Below are 22,343 nucleotides of genomic sequence, written 5' to 3'. Positions count from 1 at the left end.
TCATTCAGCCGCAAAACAGGCAGTCACAGGGTCAAAGCCTTCAATCTCAACCTTGAACTCATCGCCAGCATTCACAATAACCATTGGCCCAAGCGCACCAGTCAGCACAATGTCACCTGCCAGTAAAGGTCGCCCACGACGCACCATTTCGTCAGCCAACCACACGGCCGCATTGAGGGGATTCCCCAGACAGGCTTTGCCAACGCCTTGGGAAACCACTTCATCCGCACGAGTCATTGTCATTTTGCAATTTACTAAATCCAGCTGATCCAGCTTGACTGGACGTGAGCCCAAGACAAACGCAGCAGAAGATGCATTATCTGCAACCGTATCAATCAGAGTGATTTTCCAGTTTTCAATACGGCTATCAACAATTTCAATTGCAGCCAGCGCGTAGTCTGTAGCCCCAATAATGTCCGCAAATGTATGCTTACTTTGTTTGAGATCCTGCTTGAGAACCAAAGCAATTTCGGCTTCAACTTTGGGTTGGATCAGTTTCCCTTGAAACGGAATGATTTCCCCATCACCATAGGCCATATCGGCGAATAGCATGCCAAAATCAGGCTGATCTACACCGAGTTGCTTCTGTACGACTTTTGAAGTTAGCCCAATTTTCCGACCGACTAAGCGGTGTCCTTCCAATAACACTCGTTGAGTATTTATTTCCTGCACTGCATATGCGACATCCACATCTGCCTGTTCCCCAAGCTCGGGACGAATAGGCGCTATCGCAGTCTGTGATAATTCAGCTTGTCTTAATGCTAAGGCAACTGACTCAACTACAGAATTTGGCATCAATCTTTCCTTAAACTGCAAAATTGAACGTAATACATTTCAGGTAAAACATAACCAATTGATTAATAAAGCTATCCAATAAAGGTTATGACGCGCTAAAAGGCGAAATATGTTCCATCCTAAAACGTATTTCTAAAACAGCTTAAGCATGAGAAAAATGGGCTTAGAATACCAATACTTATTTTATTTAGTACTATAGGTTCTATGTCTAAAGTAGGAAAAATGTGAATTTTCTGAGCCTAAAATCTAATTTAATCTATGGTTGACCAGTTTGACTAAAATTAAAAAATAAATCCAAAAATAGAAATAACTTTATTCAATTTAGTTACTTACTTAAAATCTTTGCATGTCAAAATCTGTACGTTTAATTCAGCCACTCTTTAATCAGATGGTCTCCCATCCTGAAACCGTCTTAACTTTAGGGCTAAAGTCGGTACTTGCATGATGCTGATGGGCAATAGCATCAATTTAACAAAACCCGCTGGATTCAATCACCCTATTTTGACTCAGGTAGATATCGAAAAATATGGAAACAACATGACATTGGTATAGATGATGACTGCCACTCACATCTATACCAATTCGGTTGAATTAAGCAAGGAGGCGGTTTTTATTACGATTCAGGCTAAAAACCAATAATAAGGCAGCAAATGTTGCAATCCCAATCACAGGAATACTTGCACCAATAACTGTTGATGAGCTAGAACTTAAGGAGAGAATAAGACCTGCAAATAACGGCCCGACAAATGACCCGATTCGCCCAACGGCAACAGCAACACCTACTCCAGTACCTCGCATCTCGGCAGGATAAATAAGTGCTGCCAAGGCATAAAGTGCAGATTGACCGCCCGTGAGGAAAAAGCCACAAAGTGCAGCAGCGCCAGTGAGAAAATAATAATCATTAGAGAAAGCCAGACAGATTAGACTAGTTAGAACCCCAGTGTAGATTGCAATCACGACCCATTTAATCTGAATCCGATCTAACAATTGTCCAATTACCAGTGTTCCAACAGCCGCCCCAAGCTGATAAACCAATTGGATCATGTTTACTTTCTGATTATCTAGCCCATTAATTCTCATCAAAATCGGTAGCCAGTTAAGAATAAAGTACAAAACGATTAATGTGCAGAAAAAGCTAATCCAGATTTGTAGCGTTGCACCAAGCCGATTATCTGCAAATAAAACCGTGCTAAATGAAATACCTTGCTGTTTACTTTCCGCAGGCTTCTTAATCGTTTCGGCAAGAAAGAAAAATAAGAGAGGCAAAATCAGTAATGGTACCCATCCACCCAGATAAAATATATGTGTCCATTGCGATGCATCAGAAAAATAGCGTGCCATGAGTGCAGTCACTGCCGCCCCAGCAGGAACTCCTGTATACATAATACTAACCGCTGTCCCGATATAACGAGGGGCAACACATTCTGAAGCAATTGCAATCATCATGGGTAGAGCAGCTCCCATGCCAATTCCTGTTAAAAAACGAACGATAACAAAACTGCTAAAATTTATACAAAATGCGGTTGTTAATGACATGATTCCAAAGATTGCAACACTGATCATCAAAATTCGCTTCCGACCGTATCGATCCGCCAAGCGACCTCCAATCAGTGCACCTGGAAACATGCCTAAAGTTGCTGCACTAAAAACCCAAGCAAGCTGACTGGTTATTAATCCAAATTCTGCTTTAATAAACGGAGCAGCAACCCCCATAGACTGGATATCAAATCCCTCCAGCAAAGCCACCATAAAGCACAAAAGTAAGGTGAGAATGGCTTTTCTCTTATTCTGCTGAATATAAATCGCGTCTTGCATAATGCATCCTTAAATAACATTCCATGTGAATGCAATGGATTACACAGCCGCTAAAACTGTTTAAATCTGTTTTTGATATCAGGGACAGAAAAGCAATCCATTGCTTGAGTAGTGTCTTAAATAAGATGGTCTTTATATTGAGCCATCATTTCCTCTACTCCAAAACCATTAAATTAATATTGATTTTCACCAATACTAGCGATTAAATTAATTTTTAATAGGTAATTAAAATCATTATATTTTTTATATATCGTTTTATATTTTTTAATGATCATTTAGGCTGGTCGCATAAATCCCTCTATTTTTATTGGGCAGGACTTAAATATTTTAAAGAATGGTGAAGGAGAAAAATTAAGACCATCTTATCCATTATAAAAGTAGCCTCATATCTATAAAAAAATAGAAGTAATCTAAATTTCCTATAAATGTGATACATATAAAATATAATTAATTGCAGTTTCGGTTCCACCCTATAGTTTATATATATAATACGATAGGATTTTAGAACAAAAATTAAATGAAATAATAATTTTATTTAAATAAAATCAAAATCTTACATCACATTAATTAAAATTTTTTTTCAAATTTTTGCAACATGAGATTTTAGCTCTATACCCAAGCATTCCAGCTTCAACTAAATTAGCCACTTCTTGAGTTTTCAATAAGTCTAGGGAAATACTTATGGCGGTTAAATCTGGATTGGATTATGACGTTGCTATTTTAGGTGCAGGCCCAGTGGGTTTGGCCATTGCAAATTATTTGGGCTTAAAAGGAATTAAAACCATTGTTATTGAACAACTGGATACGCTCATTAATTTTCCACGTGCAATTGGGATTGATGACGAATCGCTGAGGGCAATGCAATCCTTAGGTGTGATTAAAAATATTTTGCCGCATATCACTCCTGAACATAGTATGCGATTCCTAACCCCTAAAGGGGTAATTTTTGCGGATATGCAACCTAAAACTTATGAATTTGGTTGGTCGCGACGCAATGCTTTTAATCAGCCACAAGTTGACCGTGTGTTATGTGACAGTCTCGGTCGTTTTCAAAATGTTGATATCTTGTTCTCAACAGAACTCCTCAGCTTTAAACAAGATGCCGATCAAGTCATTTTAGATATTCAAACCAAAGGCAAACCTGCACATCAAATTCATGCCAAATACTTAGTTGCATGCGATGGTGGGAATAGTTTAGTCCGTCGAACGTTGAATATTAGCTTTGAAGGAAAAACTGCTCCAAATAAATGGATCGTGATTGATATAGCAAATGATCCCTTAGCGACACCAAACGTCTATTTATGCTGCGATCCTGTACGCCCTTATGTTTCAGCCGCTTTACCACACGGTATTCGTCGTTTTGAATTTATGGTGATGCCAGGAGAAACTGAAGAAGAGTTATCCCAACCAGAAAATCTGCAAAAACTTTTAGCCAAAGTTTTACCAAATCCACAAAATATTGAACTTATACGCCATCGTGTCTATACACATAATGCGCGATTAGCAGGACAATTTCGTCAGGGAAGAATTTTACTGGCAGGTGATGCCGCACATATTATGCCTGTCTGGCAAGGCCAAGGTTACAACAGTGGTATCCGCGATGCATATAACTTGGCATGGAAATTATCTTTGGTCATTCAAGGTTTAAGTCACGACAATTTGCTCGACACCTATGAAATTGAACGTAAGAAACATGCCAAAGCCATGATTGACCTTTCGGTCACTGCGGGGCATGTATTGGCACCACCGAAAAAATGGCAAGGTACGGTTCGCGATTCTTTAGCTTATTTGATGAATTACATCCCTGCGGCTAAGCGATATTTTCTAGAAATGCGGTTTAAACCAATGCCTGTTTATGAAGATGGCGTGGTTTTACATCAAAAATCTGTTAAAAAATCAACCGCTGGTAAGATGTTCATTCAGCCAAAAGTTCAAAATAAACGCGATGGCCAAGTTCGTCTTTTAGATGATGTTATTGGAAATAATTTTGCAGTTCTGAGCTGGGAAATTGATCCTCGTAGCAAAATGTCGCCACAAACCATTGCTCAATGGAAAAAATTTGGGGTCAAATTTATTCAGGTTGTACCCAAAGGACGTCTGGATGTATTACCACAACCCGATGATGAAAACTATGAAATTGTCGCTGACAATGAGTTTCTTATGCGTGGCTGGCTAGGTCAAACCACTGATTCTGCCGCTGTTTTCTTAAGACCAGACCGTTTTGTTATGGCAACTTCTGTTGCACAACACGTTGATCAAACGTCTAAAGCTGTCTTTAGCAAACTGTTTTACAAAGGTTAAAGCGTCTTAAAGACAGCAAAAGGAAAATCAATGAGCGCTAAATTAATCTGTGTTTCTCATACACCACTAATGGATTTCAGCTCTCCGCCGATTGAAGTTGAACAACGTGCCAGACAAGTACTTTCTGAACTTGCTGATGAAGTCAGTGCCTATTCTCCAGACTTAATCATTTTGTTCGGGCCAGATCATTTTAATGGTTTTTTCTATGATCTTATGCCCCCTGCTTGTATTGGTATACATGCAACGGCCGCAGGAGATTGGGATATGGGACCGGGTGCAATCTCGGTTCCAGAGCGAGAAGCACTTTGCCTCATCAAAACAGTTTTATCTGAGGGCGTGGGAACGGCTTATTCTTACCGAATGACAGCCGATCATGGCATCACTCAGCCCCTACTATTTTTAACGGGTTCCCTCACGACTTATCCCGTGATCCCCATTTTCATAAATGGGGCGGCTATGCCCTTAATGCCGATGTCTTATGCAGTAAAACTGGGACGAGCCGTCGGCAAATATTTAAAAACATTAGTGACCCATAAAAAAGTTCTGATTTTAGGCTCTGGTGGGTTATCTCATGATCCACCAACACCTCAAATGGGAAGTGTATCTCCAGAAATGGAAGAGTTTTTAATCGCAGGGCGTAACCCGACACCTGAATCGAGAGCTATTCGTCAGGAAAAAGTGAAAGCCGTCGGTGTAAAGATGTCAATTGGAGAAGGTCATGCACTACCTTTAAATGCGGATTGGGATCAAGGTTTATTACAAAGCTTTGTTCAAGGTGACTTTGAACGTTTTGAACATATGACTGATGAAGAAATTTGTCGTTTAGGTGGAAAAGGTGGACATGAAATTCGTTGTTGGGTTGCAGCCTGTGCCGCAATGAATGAAATTCAGCCTTATCAGGCAGAAATTCGTTACTATGAACCCATTCAAGAATGGATTGCAGGGTTTGGTGCTTTAACAGCAAGTCACGCACCTGTGACCAATGATGCATAATCTATTTTATGCAACCCAAATGACCAGTGCTTGAAAATGCAATTTTCACTCCATTGTTTTAATTTGCAAGATCGAAACTGAACACTGATATGAGTCCATAGATGAGACTCAAGACTTTAGTTTTAAATTTGAAATGATGGAGTGCAAATACATTGCCAGCTTTATAAGTGTTAAGGCAACATAGCCATCGTGTGTGATACGGATGTTAAACAGATATGGAATTACGTCATTTAAGATATTTTATTGCTGTTGCTGAGGAATTAAGTTTTACCAAAGCAGCGCAGCGATTATTTACAGCACAACCCTCCCTTAGCATGCAAATTAAGCAGTTAGAAGAGGAAGTTGGTGTTTCATTATTAGATCGTAGTTCAAAAAGCATCCGTCTTACACCTGAAGGCGTGGCATTTCTTGCCGAAGCGGAAAAGGTTTTAAATCAGGTCAAAATTGCGATTAATACTGCCCGACAAGTCGCAAATTCTAGAGAAGAACGACTCAATATCGGATTCCTGCCTGTTGCAGAAATGAAAATCTTCCCGCAAATTATTCCCGAGTTGAAACAGAAATTTCCAAATTTAAATATCCAATTTATGAGCTTAACTTGTCGGGAACAATTAGATCGACTGCGTAGCGGTGAATTAGATATTGCCTTTACAAGACATTGTATTAATGAGGAAAATTTTGAGTCTCACTTTTTATTTTCTGAACAGCTTTACTTGGCAATGCATACAGATTCTCCTTTAGCAAAATATGATATTGTTCCGATTAAGCAATTGAATGACTGTGATTTTGTGATCAGCGATTCAAATTTTTCATTTGAATTAAACCGAATTATTCGCGAGTTTCTATTCAAACAAAAAATTGAAATTAAAAATTTTTATTATTCCAAAAATATTTTATTTAACATCAACTCAATTGCGATGGGGCTTGGCTATTCATTCGTTCCTGCGTATGTAAAATCGATTATTCCCAAACAAGTCGTCTTAAAGCAAACTGATAAACCATTGCCCAAGATTGGTTTATATATGACTTTTTCTAAAACAAATACGTCAAGACTGCAAGATGAGTTAATTCGGTTAGTGAACAAATATGTCTCTAACTAAGATAAGAGTTTGTTGCTATTTCTTTTGTATAAAATGAACCTGAAGCCGCCAGCATCTGAAGTGATGTAGGATAATGATATAATCGATTTTTATTATATTTAACAGATCATTGCTGAGAAATCTATTTTTATAAAAACTACTTCATTAACAACACATTAAAAACTAAACGACTGATATTTTTATTTTAAAAATCGTTGCGTAATCTTTTCAACTCAATCAAAAAGAGCTCATTTTAGTAAAAATGAGCTCTTTTAACATTTCAATGAACCATCAAACTCAGGTCAGTGAAATTTTAAGCAGGTGACATTTATTTCTCCAGATAATTTGTCACTGCATTTAAGAATAAGCTTTTTTCATCCATGAGTTTTTCAGAAGGCATTGCAGTTGGCCAAGTACTCCACTGGATCATCACAATATTATCTTTCGGATTGATTGCCATAATTTGTCCATAAATACCAAGGCCCCAGTAAGTATACTGCGCATTTTTGGTGGTTATCGGAGAACCATGTTTAGCATGCGAATTCCACCACTGAAAACCATAAGTTCCTTGTGGATAGGCTTCTGAGACCGAACGCTCAGCTTTGTTCCAGTCGGTTGCTTCTTCAGTCCATCCATTTGGCAATAACTTTTGCCCATTAGCCAGCTTTCCTTCATTTAAAATAAATAGACCCAAACGTGCATAATCACGTAGCGTGGCGTTAAATCCATGCCCGCCCATGTCTGTTACGCCACGTTTATAAGATTGCCAGATGCCATTTTTTTCCATGCCTGCTTTTTGCCAAACATTCTTTTCTAAATAACTGGCAATATTCTCATGCGTGGCAGCCTCAAGGACTTTACCCACCAAATATGCACCACCAGTCGAGTAAGACCAGACTGTGCCTGGTTTATATTTGGCTTTGAGGTTTTTAACCAGCTCATAAACACAAGCATCAGGATCTGCCTTGACTTCACAATACGTCATTTTAGAAAAATCGGATTGAGGATCTGTATAGTCTTCGCTCCAATCTACCCCAGAGGTATGTTGCATTAATTGTCTTAAGCTGACCTGATCCCATGCAGTACCTTTCAGATCTGGCAAATATTTAATAATCGGATCATCTAATGAGGTGATTTTACCCTGTTTAACGGCAACCCCAATCAAGGTCGCAACAATAGATTTTGCAACGGATCTAGATGTCCACAAAGTCGTAGCATCATTGTCATCTTTATAATATTCATAAGCAATCTGACCATTTTTCAAAATAATCAGCCCTGCGACATCCTGACTTTGTAAATAGTCATTAAGATGATAGGTTTTATTATCCAAGCTAAAACTAATATTATGATTATTAATGGTCTTTTTATATTTATGTAATTCTAGAACATTGTTTTTATTGGCATAAAATACACTGCCATCATAACTTTTATAGGTATTACGGAAGCCAATTAAACGCTGTTGCTGATTCCACGTTAACATGTCATGCGGATCAGGTAATTTTTGATCGACCTGATTTGGACAATCTACGATTTCAAGTTGTTTACATGTGTATTGTGCAAAACTAAGACTACTCATTATCAGTGCTCCTGAACATAATGCGATTTTTGATAATTTCATGGTTAAACTCCTTAATATAAATTCACTTGAGTTAACAATCCCACAATGACGTTATGATCAAATCCCCCTTGATTTGATCGGTAAAAGTTATCCGGATTCCAGATATATTGGACAAATGGGCTAAGCGTGACTCTTTTATATTTGAAGGCGGTATCAAGTGAGATAAATGTTGGCTTGATCAGCAGCATTAGCATCTTTCCCTAGAAGTATGATTTGTACTCACGACATTGTTCTCAATCCATCTCCGTCAATTCTTTTCTAAAATGATGATTATCTATCCATGTAATCAGAGAATGACTAACATTAAGCCCTTACCTTAGACTCAAAAGCAAAGATTCACGAAAAGAATTATTAGAGATGATGAGTAAAAAATAATCTCTAGCGGATGATAAAAAATCATCCAAAAGGATGATTTTCACATATATTATTTAAAAATACTTTGTTTAAATAAGCATTTAATTTGAATTTTAAAAACAATTTACATCTGTATTTATATGAATTATTTGTCAGATTCAGATGATTTAAATCCACTATACTCATCAATAACATCATACGTCATGCAAAATTCTCATCTGAGCTGGACTAACCTATCCTGTAAGGTATTCTTTTTCTAAAAATACAATCGGCAGTTCAGAGCGATCATCGCACTTATGCAAGAACGATGATTTGTCATTTTAAAATTTATATTGATTATGAATGATTTGTAAAATTCATCTTATATTAATACGCTTAAAATTAGACTTATTTCATAAGTCCTTTTTATTTCACTTGCACTGCATTGAAATATAATTCAATTTTGCTCAGGGAGAAAAATAAAGAGGACGTAGGTAATTATGAAAGAAGTCTTTTATCGTTGGAGTTCATTCATGCTTGTTCCATGGAACTGCATCCACTCATCTCTTCTTTGAAATAATAATGGTGCAGATACATTCACAGCATCAATGAGTTGCTTAAGATCGGCATTCACGAGTTTTCCTTGATCTACCACAATTTGTCCTGCCACCATGGTCATTATGACATCTGAACCTTGTACTGCATGCACCAAGTTTGCGTATAAATTGAATAATCTTCCTTCATCAATAAGTGGTGTCATTCGTGGTGTCGCAATATTGACCGCGATCATATCTGCGGCTTTCCCGACTTCTAAAGAACCAATTTTGTCTTGCATTCCGAGTGCTGTCGCTCCTTTTATGGTAGCCATTTGGCAAATTGTAGACGCATCCAATGCAGAAGCATCTAAATTGCTAAACTTAGCCAAGAGTGATGCGGTTTTCATTTCCTCAAATAAATCGAGATTATTGTTTTCCTTTTCCCCATCTGTTCCCAATCCCACAGCTATACCCTGCTCCAGAAGTTTAGTGATCGGAGCTGCACCAGAAGCTAATTTCATATTCGAAATTGGGTTATGTGCAACACCAACGGCATGTTCTTGTAATATCTTGATTTCTTGATCATCTAACCAGACACAATGCGCCAGTAAGGAATGAGGAACATCCAGCAAGCCTTGCTTTTCTAAAGTCTGAATAGGACGCATGCCATAGCGTTTTAAATTTTCTTTAACATCAAACTGGCTCTCGTTGCTATGTGTATGAAAACCTGTCTGGTAGTCTTTGCATAACGCCCGAATCTGGGTTAAAGCTTTTGGTTCAGCATAAAATAAATGCTCAAGTCCAACCCAGACATCGATCCGACCCTGTGCCTGCTGGTGCCATTTTTGAATCAAGGCTTCATTGGTTTTTAGCGTTTCAAAATAATTGTGATCTGGGTGTTCTGCAACATACGGAACCAAAATCGCACGAATCCCTAATTGTGCTGCGGCTTCTGCACTGCCATCCATAAAACGCCACATATCAACAATGGTCGTAGTACCAGACAATAAAGCTTCTGCATAACATAAATAAGAAGCTGCCTGAGCATCTGTTGCTGTCAGCACTCTATGCATTGGGTCGATAAACTGTTGCAGCCAATCCCAAACAGCTAACCCTTCGGCTGTTCCTCTTAGTAAACCAGAGTGACAATGGGTATTCACTAATCCAGGCATCAAGATCGTATGCGCATAGTTCTGATGGGTTGCCTCGGGCCATTTTTGGCAAAGATCATTCACCTGCCCAATTGCTTTAATCTTGTCACCATCTACAAGCACAGCGCCATTTTTAATACAGGTCAATTGAGCGTCCATGGTGAGGACATAGTCTGCGCTTATAATTTTCATTCTCGAATTTCTCATGTTCATTCTTTATTTGATCTTTTGACAAAATGTCTTTAGTGATCCGAGATGTCTTGAGCAAAAATCGCGCCAATCAAATCCATCATTCTTCTTTATTAGGATCTTGCTTTTATTATTAAAATGGATGAATGGTAAGCCAAGGCATAAAATCCAAGGATACATTGCTTTCACGCTTCTCATTTGCAATCAATCCAGAGGTTTCGCCATGATCTTTTGTTTTATAAATCAAGATAAATCTAATTTAAATTTGATGAATCTAGCAATGTACATCGGCATTCAAACAAGGTCTATGTAACAAGCTATTGGTACATAGACCCTTTATTTCAATTCTTAAAAGTTATAGCGAACCATGGTTTCGATACGACTATCTTTACCAACGACACCATCAAATGTTTGACGTTCTCCGTAAATGTATTCGATACCAAAAGTTAAAGGTGCTACAGGTGAATACATTAAATTAATCCATCCTTGTTGTAGTTGCTTGTTTTGCGTAGTGTCATGACTTGAACGAGCCTTTTGTGCATATGCATTGTTTGTATTGGCAAGTATCGCGCCATAGCCAAACGTACCCCGTAGTGTTGGCATAAATTGATAAGTCAGCCCTAAAGAAAGTGTGTCAAATTCATTCAGATTCAGATGAGATGTTGTTGTCGTATCAAATGCGGTATTGCTATACAGCATAAAGCGATCATCCCCTTTGATATGACTATAGTCCCCTTTAAGCGTTAAACGGTTGGTTACATGATAACCCGCCCCTAAAGCAACACCCCAACTTAAGGCCGTTTTGGGATCAGTCGTATTGGCACGAACTTCCTGAGTCAGTCCTCGAAGTGCGATAGAACCTTTATTTTTTGGAAATTTATATTGGAGCTTACCTGTTAAAGTCGGGAATCTGTTGTCACTACGTCCTTGTTCTAAAGCAACAGAATATTGTGTTGCTGGGCTAAACCGATTGCTATAACGCAACATCGGAGTACGAATCGTGCCAACGCCAACGGGTGAACCAAAATCTACGATTTCAGGAATAAACTCATTGGCGAGGAAATTCGATGTCGTTTGTCCGATAAGCCAGTTTTGATAGGTAATATAAGCATGTCGTACACGCGCAGCACTGGCATCTGTACCACCACGAAAATCGAACTCTAGTTTTCCACCAACTTCTTGATCCGCAATTTTTGTTTTCAGATCTAAACCGATACGACTAGTGGTGACAGTTGTATAAAATTGATCTTGATGGGTAGTTGTTCCTTGCAAATCTGCTTTGTTGATATGGTTAAAAATCCCATTTCCACCTTTGAACTGGTAGGATGCATCAGCACGTACAAATCCGTATAGATGAAGCTGGGTATCACTGATCGCAGATCCAACACTGACATTACTGCCAACCAACTTTTCTGATGCTTGTTTTGGTTCTGTGCCTTTTGCGGTGCCTGATGGCTGCACCGTCATTGAAGATGATGACACAGCTGAAGCATCTACTTGTGCTTGAAGCTTTTCCAAGCGTGAACGTAAGTCCTGAATTTCTAGATGAAGTTGCTGTTCATTGCTGTTTGGACTTTCAGCATATAGAAGAGTTGGACATGCGGTCATTAAGCTGAGCATGGTCAATTGAACAGGTTTTAAAGACTGGAAATACTGAAACATACGAATTTTCTCCATGATAAATCGAATCATCCTGATTGATTGCTTGTCTTAAAATAGGTTTGCCTTTCTATGAGATGGCTAAATTTGAAATAAAGTCTCCACACTCTTACCGCCCCAAGGTGGTAAGAGAGGGAAAGTGGTTAGAAAGAATTTAAAAACTGAAAGGGCGAACGCTTAGTTAGGCTGTCTGGATTTTATTTGCCTGGGATCTACAGGTTGCTCTGTAGCATCTTCCGTTTTTGCTTTGTTATTCAGGCGAATACAGAGCACCATCAGACTGCCAACCAATAACACAAAGGCGAGAACAACCAGACTTCCCGCAGGATTGTGGGTTTTCGCATTGATAATACCGAGTAAAGATGGGCCAACAAAGCCACCCAAGTTGCCAATGGAGTTAATAACTGCAATAGAAATTGCCGCAGAAGCTGGTGTTAAAAATAGCGTTGGGACTGCCCAGAATGGGGATTTGAAGGCATATAAACCCGCCAAAGCAATACAAATCACGATTAGAGAAATAACATTGTTGTGAACGACATAAAGAGAGAACAATGCCAGACTTGACCAGAAAAGCGGTAGGAACGTATGGAACTTTCGCTCGCCTTTTTTATCAGAGCGTCGTGACCAAATAATCATGACCGTTGTCGCCACGATATAAGGCAACATTGCAATTAAACCAATTTGGGTATGTGTGAGTGAACTCGAAAAACTCTTAATAATCTGAGGTAACCAGTAGCCAATTCCCAAACTACCGCACTGGTAAACAAAGTAGATGAGTGCCAAATACAAGACCTTAGGATTAACCATTGCTTGCAAGGTTGAAAGCTGCTGAACGTTCTTTTTCTTGGTCGCATCATTCTTCAACTCATTGATGAGCCATGCTTTTTCTTGTGGGTTGAGCCATTTGGCTTTTTCAGGCGATTCTGTCAGATAAAACAGGCAAACAATCCCAAAAATAACCGCTGGAATCCCTTCTAAAAACAGCATCCAGCGCCAGCCACTCCAGTTAAGCCAGTGAACATTGTCCATAATCCACGTGCTCAGCGGTGCACCAATAATGTAACTTACAGGAATTGCCGATGTGAATAAGGCAAAAGTGGTTGCAAGTTCTTTAGAACGGAACCAAAGTGTTAGATAAATCACAATACCCGGGAAAAAACCCGCTTCGGCCACACCCAATAAAAAACGGAGTGCATACAGTTGTGTTGAATTTTGTGCAAATGCCGTCAGTGTGGCAATAATGCCCCATGAAATTAAAATACGGGCAATCCAGATCCGTGAGCCATACTTTTTCAGCATCATATTGCTAGGCACTTCAAACAGGAAATAGCCGATAAAGAAAATACCTGAGATAAAGCCAAATGCTTCACTGCCAATGGCAAGCTCTTTATTCATTTCCAGTGCTGCATAGCCAATATTGGCACGATCCAGATACGAAATAATGTACAAAAGAAATAAGAAAGGAATAATTCGCAGCGTCACTTTTTTCATTAAGCGCTGCTCGTCCACATGTGTAATCATTTGATTATCCATAATCACCTCAAGACCAAGACATTGAATTTATGTCGGTTTAAATATCCAAGAACTCCATGTTTACAGGGCTGCCAAAATAGTTATCTATATGTGTTGGTCGTAGTGTTCCGTTTTCACAATCAACATGAAATATAGAAATATTATGGCTATCTTCATTTAGAGAGAAAATAAATTTCCCATTTGGCGATAACGCAATACAGCGTGGTGTTTTTCCACCGACAGCAAAGGTCTCAACAAATTTTAATTTTCCAGTACTGGCATTAACCTGAAATAGCGCAATTGAATTCTCTCCTCGGTTTGATGCATACAAAAACTCGCCAGTTTGATTGAGAAGAATAGATGCTGCACGACTATTTCCAACATAATCATTTGATAAAGTTGAAATATTTTGAATTGCCGTTAATTTCCCATCGAGTTGATCAAATGTATAAGTCGCAATACTCGAATCGAGTTCATTAATGACATAGATATATTTCTGGTTCGGATGCTGCACATAGTGCCGAGGCCCAGCGCCTTCACGGGTTTCCACAGAAGGATATTTGCTTGGAATCAGCTTGCCATTGTCATAATGAAAACAGAAAATCTTGTCTAAGCCTTTATCTGGCACAATCACAAAGCGGCGAGATAAGTCGAATGCGTTGTAATGTGGTTTGGAAAAAGGTTGTTCAGTACGATGTGGACCTGACTTTCCTGGCAAGTTGATATTGAATTGAATACGCTCAAATTTTCCGTCTTCAGTTAAGCGAATCGAAACGATATTGCCAGTTAAATGATTGGAGATAATCAGGTAACGATCTGTTGGATCTAAAGCCAGATGTACAGGGTTTTTACCGCCACAATGCAAGGTATCTAACCATTGGAGGTCACCCGTCACGGGATTAATTTTAAAGGCACTCACATTGCACATGTCACCATGAACCACATACAAATACTGTTTGTTGTGACTAATCGCGAGATATGAAGGATTGACTAAGTCCTTGACTGTATTAATCAGCTTCAATTGCCCTGTGGCTTCATTGAAGTGGCAAATGCTGATGCCCTCGCCACGTGCATTACGCTCTCGTGTTGTTCTCGATCCAATATAAACAAACATATTGATATCCCTACTGAAAAATGAAGACAGACTGCTCCTGAGGGAAAATAAGTGCGTATTTTCCCTTGTCTATGTTCTGTGTTGACCTACATACGATTTTAAAAAAATCAGTGAATTAACTGCTCGTCTTTTGTATCGTCTTACGAATAACAAAAGGCAAAATACCGCCATTAATCAGATATCTCAGTTCTTGCAATGAATCGATACGTAAATCCAGCATGACTTTCTTATCAGGCTGCTGAGGTAATTTAATGTGCATGGTGATGGCATTATTTCCGACCTGTAAGTCATCAAAACCTGAAAAATCAAAAGATTCCTGACCTGATAGCTCCAGATCTTCAACGCTTTGCCCTGCTTGGAACAGTAAAGGTAAAATACCCATACCAATCAGGTTGCTACGGTGAATACGTTCAATACTGCGAGCAACTACCGCTTTTACACCCAATAACGCTTGTGCTTTTGCTGCCCAGTCACGACTAGAGCCAGCGCCATAGTTAATACCCGCAAAGACAATGGTTGGAATATCACGTGCAAGATAACTTTGCGCTGCAAGATAGAGCGGCTGAACTTGCTGATGCTCGGCATCCCATGTCCAAACTCCTTGACCCTTTGGTACATTAGGTTCTTGCTGTACCAACTGGTTTCCAATCGCGGGGTTAGTAAAAGCACCGCGAAGCATGACCTCATGGTTACTGCGACGAGTTGAATACTGGTTTAAGTCTTCAGGGCTTTCTCCGCGTTCAAGCAACCACTGCCCTGCCAGACTGTTTGCAGGAATACTAAAGGCAGGTGAAATATGATCTGTCGTAACATTATCCCCCAGTACAAACAGGGCTTTAGCATCCTGAAAAGCAAGCGTTTGTTTCGGTTGTAATGGAATGTCTTCCAGATATTTTGGTCGGCGCAAATACGTAGATGTTGGCTTCCACGGAAATAAAACACTGTGTTCGCTGCTCAGCATTTTCCAGTGAGACGTGCCTTCCCAAAGTTGGGCTTTACGCTGCACAAAAAAATCTGAACTGACAACTTGCTTTTCGATCGCTGCCACTTCTTCATCACTTGGCATCAGATCTTTTAAATATACTGCTTGTCCCGAAGCATCGTGGGTGACTGGATCATGTTCAAGATTCAGCATAATCGTCCCTGCAAGTGCATAGGCCACACACAATGCTGGAGATGCCAGATAACCTGCTGGTAATTTTGGATTGACCCGTCCTGGGAAGTTACGGTTGCCTGAAAGCACCACAACCCCTTCCAATCCTTGTTCAACCCATTGATCCGCATGTTGTTCCAAGCTGCCAGAGTTACCAATACAAGTCATACAGCCAAAGCCTGCCAGCTCAAAACCAAGGCTTGCAAAATCATCCAGTAAAGCTGCTTTTTCAAGATAATTGGCAACCACTCGTGAACCTGGTGAGAGTGAGGTTTTGACCCAAGGTTTTCGATTTAATCCCAATTTTCGGGCATTTCGAGCCAATAAACCTGCCTGAATCATTTGTGTTGCATTGGCAGTATTGGTACAACTGGTGATTGCTGACATCAGGACTAGGCCATGTTCAATGGCGGCGTTGCTGTCTGTCGTATCGAGTAAGTGAATAGCTTTTCTGTGCGTGTTACTGTCACGAAAAGATTGTGCAATATTGGCCAAATCCTGTCGCTGATGCGGCAATGATGGGCCTGCCAAACTTGGTTTTATACTGGCTAAATCAAGGTGAATAAGCTCATCAAATTGCGGCTCAGCAGCATCAGCTGTGCGGAACAAGGATTGCGCCTGCATATACTGAACTGCTTTTTCAATCAAACTGGAATCACGCCCAGTCAACTCTAAATAAGCTTGTGTCTTCACATCAAATGGGAAAAATACCACGGTTGCACCATATTCAGGTGCCATGTTGGCAATCGTCCCACGCGCCGCAATACTTACATGCTCAAGCCCTGGTCCTGTAAATTCAACAAATTTCCCTACCATTTCTTTCTTACGAAGAATTTCAGCAACATACAGCGTTATATCTGTTGCCGTGACACCTTCATTCAATGCATTTTCAACATAAATGCCGACGGTTTTAGGCAGTGTTAATGTAACGGGTTCACCTACCAGTGTGGCTTGCCCTTCCAAACCACCGACACCCCAACCCAACACACCAATGGCATTGATCATTGGGGTATGGCTGTCGGTTGCCACCATACAGTCACCATGCAGTAATGTGGTCTGATCATCTAAAGGGGTTTCCCAAACCACCTGAGCAACGGCTTCCATGTTCATTTGATGGATAATGCCTGTTCCAGGTGGAATCACGCTAAAGTTATCAAGGCTTTTTTGCGCCCACTTAATAAACTCATAACGTTCATGGTTACGACGAAAATCAATATCCAGATTTTTCTGTACCGCATCTTTTTCTGCAAAGTGTTCCACAATCACAGAGTGATCAATGGTTAAAACTGCTGGAATCATCGGGTTAATCAAGGTTGCATCACCCTTGAGTTCATCAACCACATTACGCATCCCAGCAAAATCGGCAAGTGCAGGTAAACACGTCGTATCATGGAACATAATACGGTTTGGGTAGTAAGGTACTTCGCAAGCTGTTGCGGCTGGATTCAACAGGTTGTCTAAAATATGAGGAAGTTTTTCAGGAGAGCAACGTGCCACATTTTCCAAAAGAATTCTGAGAGAATATGGAATTTTGGCAAGCTGTTGACCATCATTAACAACTTTATGTAAATCAACATATGCATACGCTGTTGAATTAACGGTCAGGTGGCTTAAATAAGAATTTGGGATACTGTTCATATACACTTACACCATTTCTGGCAATCGAACCAATGAAATTTGCGAGGTTACTGCTTTAAGGAGCAGCGAGAATCGGGCTTTGCTGAGATTCCATTAATGCCTTGTGAATAAAACCTTCAGACTTTTTCTGGGCTAGAAATTTTTCTAGATAAGCGGCAGTTTTGACATTTTTTTTCGGTGTGGCAATTGCCTGTCGAATTTGAGTAAATGCATCGTCAATTACTCGAAATTCAGGATTCTTGACAGCAACGTCATGTAAATAAGAGCGAATTCCCGCAGCAGCATCCAGTTTCAGTGTCATAAAATCAGTGACTGCTGACGCTGAAGTTTCACTGCGTAACAATGTTGCCTGCTGCAAGGTACGGCTAAGAAACAGGTCATACGCTGCACCTTTGCCCACGGCAATTAAGGTGCCTGCTTGATCTAAATCCTGCACGTTTTGTGCGGTTGAGGACTGATGAACAAGGTATGTTCCATCAAGATGAACATAAGGTGATGTAAACAGCAGTTGATCTGCACGAACAGGTTCGATCGCAAGAAAAGCAATTTCCCAGCGTCCTTCTGGCAATGAAGCAAACACTTTTCCTGCAGCATCAAATGTATTGAGTTGAAAAGGTACATCCAGTTCAGTCGCCAAGGCTTTAGCTAAAGCAACGGATACGCCCGCAGGTGTTCCATTGTCATTTTGAGCGAGAATTGGATTTCCAAAATTGATCGCAAAATTAAGTGTGCCATGAGGCGCGATTTCCTGAAGAACGTCCTCTCTGGTGATGATGTCCATGGTGCATAAACCTGTGTTGCGGAGCTTTTAATACACTGATTTGCGCAATATCAAACCATGACCAAAATTAGCATGACTTCGATCAACGTATTTGTTTCCAAAAAGAGAAACTCATTTGATCGAGATAAACTTATTTATAGCCGTCTAGTTGTCATTCTTGCGTCAATTCATCCCTTATTTCCGCAATTTATCGTTATTTTTCACCACAAACAAATCTTAATCGGATAACAATCCTTCGCGTTTTGCGAAATCAAAAAATTACGGATGATGTTGAGCTGCACAGGTCAGCAAATGCTGTTTTAAAACCAAGCTCACAGGATTTAAAAATTCATCAGGTTTAGACACCAAATATAAATGTCTTAATGCCCACGGTTCATGAATGGATAGACTAATGAGGCCCAAAGGCTGCCCAATGATTTCATAGACTTTTTTAGGAATAATACCAATGCCCATACCCGCCTGCACCATACGACACAAGGCATCAAAACTGGCAACAAGCATCCTTAATTTTAAGGTTTGACCGATACTTTCAGCTTTCTGTTTGAGTTTCTGATTAATCGAACTTTGAGCTTGAAGACCAATCAAATCATACTGCAATGCATCCTCAAGTGTTTGAATATTATGAGTATCTAGATAATTCTGACTCTGAACGACCATAACCAGTTCATCGGTACGATAGAGATGATAAACCAAATCTGGCTGATGAAAATCATCTACACAAATCCCTAAATCCGCAGTACGGTTCTGAATATTTTTAATCACATCAACACTGGTATGCTGTTCAAGTTCCAATTTAATTTGTGGATTTTCTTCAATAAATGCATTCAATTCTTCTGGTAAAAACTGAATAATCGCAGCCAAATTGGCTTGAAGCCGCACAAAGCCTTTTAGTCCTGCTTTATATTCATCTAGCTCAATAGATGCTTTATAAATAGACTCAATAATCATTCGACTATGATAGTGTAGACTTTCTCCCGCAGGGGTAATTTTCATGCCTTGAGAATCACGAATAAATAGCTTAGAACCAATGGCATGTTCCAAATCAGTCAGACGTTTACTTGCTGCTGATAATGCAATCATATTTTTCTCTGCGGCTCGGCTTAATGAACCCTCTTCACAAATCGTGTTAAAAATCAGTAGGGTAATAAAATCAAGCTTCCGTACAATATTCTCAATCTGCATAAATAAGCCTACTCTTTAAATGTGAGCATCATAATTGAATATGGAATTTTAAGCAGTTTATTGTCTATTTTCCAAGTTCATCAGATCCATTCTATAAACTGACAATATTCCAAACTTCCATTTAAAACTGAGCCTTACTCAGCCAATAGCAAACTGCCAATTATTTTTATTCATATCTTAATAAAGCACGAATGAAGCAAATTTTAAAAATAATTCAAATCATCGAAGCAGCAAAACATATAGTTTTAATTTTTAGAATTCAAGTTTTATAAATTCGTTTCGATTAGGGCTTAGTATTTTATGTGAATATTATTGTTTTTTATTCGATTTAATTATTTAAAAATTCAAATCGAAATCAGCCTTGGAATCCTATCATCAGCCCGTTATTTTCCCGTTTTAAAATTTACCTGATTTTCATCAAACAAAAATAATCTTTCTAAATGGTTTAAATCTATAAAAACGGTATTTGTAACATACTTAAAACACATAAGAATATACCAATTAAGTTTTTGATTTCTATGATCTAACAAAATATTTTAATAACAAAATAATAGGATGCTTCACAAATTGGAGGTGAAGAATGAATCAGTACAAGGTCAATATTCATGACATTGTCGACAAGGCGAGCTTTACTGCTTTTCATTGGAAAGTTTTATTGTGGTGTTTATTAATTATTATCTTTGATGGATATGATCTGGTGATTTATGGGGTTGCCCTCCCATTATTAATGCAACAATGGTCATTAACTGCAGTTCAGGCAGGTCTGCTAGCCAGTGCCGCGTTATTTGGCATGATGTTTGGTGCCATGATTTTCGGCACAATTTCAGACAAATTAGGGCGCAAAAAAACCATTTTAATTTGTGTGTCTTTATTTAGCGGATTTACATTTATCGGCTCATTTGCGACAAACCCAACCGAGTTTGCATTACTTCGTTTTATTGCAGGACTTGGAATTGGCGGTGTCATGCCAAACGTTGTGGCATTAATGACTGAATATGCACCTAAGAAAATTCGCAGCACGCTAGTTGCCATCATGTTTAGTGGCTATGCCATTGGCGGCATGACCTCTGCATTGCTCGGAACATGGCTTGTGAAAGATATGGGCTGGCAAATCATGTTCTTGATTGCGGGTATTCCACTGCTATTGCTCCCGTTGATCTGGAAGTTTTTACCTGAATCTTTAGCCTTTTTAGTGAAATCAGATCAGCATGATCATGCCCGAAGTATTGTCACTCAACTTGCACCAGATGCTGAACTCACTGCCAATACTCAACTTGTTCTCAATGAAACGACAACGACTGAAGCACCTGTTCGTGCACTTTTTCAGGAAGGTCGTGCATTTAGTACGTTTATGTTTTGGATCGCCTTTTTCATGTGTTTGTTGATGGTTTACGCACTGGGTAGCTGGTTGCCTAAATTGATGATCAAGGCGGGCTATTCACTCGGTGCAAGCATGCTCTTTCTGTTCGCACTCAATATTGGAGGCATGGTGGGTGCTATCGGTGGCGGTGCACTTGCCGATAAATTTCATTTAAAACCAGTTATTAGCACGATGTTTGTGATCGGGGCTTCAGCACTCGTTTTGCTTGGCTTTAATAGTCCACAATTTATCTTATATAGCCTGATTGCCATTGCGGGGGCTGCAACCATTGGTTCTCAGATCTTGCTATATACCTTTGTTGCACAATTTTATCCGACTGCTGTGCGCTCAACAGGCATGGGTTGGGCATCGGGAATTGGACGTATTGGAGCAATCATTGGGCCAGTTTTGACAGGAGCATTATTGAGCTTTGAATTGTCTCACCAAATGAATTTTCTGGTGATCGCTGTGCCAGGCGTCATCGCAGCACTTGCAATCTTTTTAGTCAACTTAAAAGCCTCTGTCTCAGCTCAAGCGACTTCAACCTTCTCAACTCAATCTTCTTTTACTCAACAGTAAAAATCGGTGCACCGAGGACTGGTGCACCCCTATCGGAAATGGATTATGCAATTGTTCAACAGTTTTAAATTTCAATCTCTTACAGTTTCAATTTTATTATTGATTGGCAGTACTGCCAGCCCTGTACTTTTTGCTGCGGATACAACCATGCAACCCTCAGAGGATGAATGGACGTTTACCATGAAAAATGCCTACATCAATCGGGACTATGAAAACCCTGCGCTCAAGGATGCAGGCAGCTGGTCGCAGGCTGAATCGTTGTTCTATAAATCTAAAATGCGGGATACCCCACTACAGATTGCAGACAAGCCAATTACTATTGGTGTGGATGCTTCAGTGCAATATGCCGTGCGCTTAAGTAATGACAAACATGTTGCCGATACCGTGTTGCCCTTTAACCAGCAAACCCAGTCTCAGGCAGCTGACTTTTTAAAGCACGGAGTTACTTTAAAACTGGGCTATGACAAAACTCTCGTGAAAGTGGGTGAGCTTTGGCTGGATTTACCCGTTACCGCAGTTGATGCCAGTCGTCAGTTGTTGGCATCCTACTGGGGG

Annotated in this window: 15 protein-coding genes; 5 read left to right on the top strand and 10 right to left on the bottom strand. The window is 39.7% G+C overall.

Going from position 1 to position 22,343, the window contains the following annotated elements; genetic code table 11:
* Together C1A47_RS13645 and mhpT are read right to left on the bottom strand one after the other, a co-directional pair.
* On the bottom strand, positions 1 to 795 hold the full coding sequence (locus C1A47_RS13645; protein ID WP_111895576.1) for a 2-keto-4-pentenoate hydratase: 795 nt from the start codon (positions 793 to 795) through the stop codon (positions 1 to 3).
* Positions 796 to 1,386: 591 nt separating this feature from the next.
* Positions 1,387 to 2,610 carry a 3-(3-hydroxy-phenyl)propionate transporter MhpT gene (gene mhpT, locus C1A47_RS13640; protein WP_111895575.1) on the bottom strand — a complete coding sequence of 408 codons (1,224 nt, stop codon included), beginning with the start codon at positions 2,608 to 2,610 and terminating at the stop codon, positions 1,387 to 1,389.
* Between the two features lie 681 nt (positions 2,611 to 3,291).
* On the opposite strand from mhpT, the gene C1A47_RS13635 reads away from it, so the two are divergent.
* The 3 genes from C1A47_RS13635 to C1A47_RS13625 all read left to right on the top strand — a co-directional run bounded on the left by C1A47_RS13635 (position 3,292) and on the right by C1A47_RS13625 (position 7,004).
* Positions 3,292 to 4,911 carry a bifunctional 3-(3-hydroxy-phenyl)propionate/3-hydroxycinnamic acid hydroxylase gene (locus C1A47_RS13635; protein ID WP_111895574.1) on the top strand — a complete coding sequence of 540 codons (1,620 nt, stop codon included), beginning with the start codon at positions 3,292 to 3,294 and terminating at the stop codon, positions 4,909 to 4,911.
* A 30-nt stretch (positions 4,912 to 4,941) separates the two neighbouring features.
* A complete protein-coding gene (locus C1A47_RS13630; RefSeq protein ID WP_111895573.1) occupies positions 4,942 to 5,904 on the top strand; it encodes a 3-carboxyethylcatechol 2,3-dioxygenase in 963 nt (320 codons plus the stop codon).
* Positions 5,905 to 6,119: 215 nt separating this feature from the next.
* Positions 6,120 to 7,004 (top strand): LysR substrate-binding domain-containing protein, encoded by an 885-nt coding sequence (locus C1A47_RS13625; protein WP_111895572.1) that lies wholly within the window; start codon positions 6,120 to 6,122, stop codon positions 7,002 to 7,004.
* Positions 7,005 to 7,311: 307 nt separating this feature from the next.
* Here the strand turns inward: C1A47_RS13625 and C1A47_RS13620 are convergent, their stop codons facing one another.
* The 8 genes from C1A47_RS13620 to C1A47_RS13585 all read right to left on the bottom strand — a co-directional run bounded on the left by C1A47_RS13620 (position 7,312) and on the right by C1A47_RS13585 (position 19,849).
* Positions 7,312 to 8,601, bottom strand: a complete 1,290-nt coding sequence (locus tag C1A47_RS13620; RefSeq protein WP_111895571.1) for a serine hydrolase domain-containing protein — start codon at positions 8,599 to 8,601, stop codon at positions 7,312 to 7,314.
* An 847-nt stretch (positions 8,602 to 9,448) separates the two neighbouring features.
* Positions 9,449 to 10,813: an amidohydrolase family protein gene (locus tag C1A47_RS13615; RefSeq protein ID WP_111895570.1), complete on the bottom strand. Its 1,365-nt coding sequence runs from the start codon at positions 10,811 to 10,813 to the stop codon at positions 9,449 to 9,451.
* A 345-nt stretch (positions 10,814 to 11,158) separates the two neighbouring features.
* Positions 11,159 to 12,472, bottom strand: coding sequence for a DcaP family trimeric outer membrane transporter (locus C1A47_RS13610; RefSeq protein ID WP_111895569.1), 1,314 nt, complete (start codon positions 12,470 to 12,472; stop codon positions 11,159 to 11,161).
* 174 nt (positions 12,473 to 12,646) lie between these two features.
* Positions 12,647 to 13,990: an MFS transporter gene (locus C1A47_RS13605; RefSeq protein ID WP_171294392.1), complete on the bottom strand. Its 1,344-nt coding sequence runs from the start codon at positions 13,988 to 13,990 to the stop codon at positions 12,647 to 12,649.
* A gap of 49 nt (positions 13,991 to 14,039) precedes the next feature.
* Positions 14,040 to 15,095, bottom strand: a complete 1,056-nt coding sequence (locus C1A47_RS13600; RefSeq protein ID WP_111895568.1) for a lactonase family protein — start codon at positions 15,093 to 15,095, stop codon at positions 14,040 to 14,042.
* 115 nt (positions 15,096 to 15,210) lie between these two features.
* Positions 15,211 to 17,886 carry an aconitate hydratase AcnA gene (gene acnA, locus C1A47_RS13595; protein WP_111895567.1) on the bottom strand — a complete coding sequence of 892 codons (2,676 nt, stop codon included), beginning with the start codon at positions 17,884 to 17,886 and terminating at the stop codon, positions 15,211 to 15,213.
* A 55-nt stretch (positions 17,887 to 17,941) separates the two neighbouring features.
* On the bottom strand, positions 17,942 to 18,667 hold the full coding sequence (locus tag C1A47_RS13590; RefSeq protein WP_111895566.1) for a transporter substrate-binding domain-containing protein: 726 nt from the start codon (positions 18,665 to 18,667) through the stop codon (positions 17,942 to 17,944).
* A 258-nt stretch (positions 18,668 to 18,925) separates the two neighbouring features.
* A complete protein-coding gene (locus tag C1A47_RS13585) occupies positions 18,926 to 19,849 on the bottom strand; it encodes a LysR family transcriptional regulator (RefSeq protein ID WP_111895565.1) in 924 nt (307 codons plus the stop codon).
* A 580-nt stretch (positions 19,850 to 20,429) separates the two neighbouring features.
* Between C1A47_RS13585 and C1A47_RS13580 the strand changes: the two genes are divergently transcribed.
* Positions 20,430 to 21,788: an aromatic acid/H+ symport family MFS transporter gene (locus tag C1A47_RS13580; RefSeq protein ID WP_111895564.1), complete on the top strand. Its 1,359-nt coding sequence runs from the start codon at positions 20,430 to 20,432 to the stop codon at positions 21,786 to 21,788.
* A gap of 45 nt (positions 21,789 to 21,833) precedes the next feature.
* Positions 21,834 to 22,343 (top strand): OprD family outer membrane porin (locus tag C1A47_RS13575; protein WP_162625952.1); only part of this gene is annotated, 510 nt, incomplete at its 3' end.

The sequence above is a fragment of the Acinetobacter sp. MB5 genome, assembly GCF_003261585.1.
GTDB lineage: Bacteria > Pseudomonadota > Gammaproteobacteria > Pseudomonadales > Moraxellaceae > Acinetobacter.
This window is presented reverse-complemented; position numbering and strand designations above follow the sequence as displayed.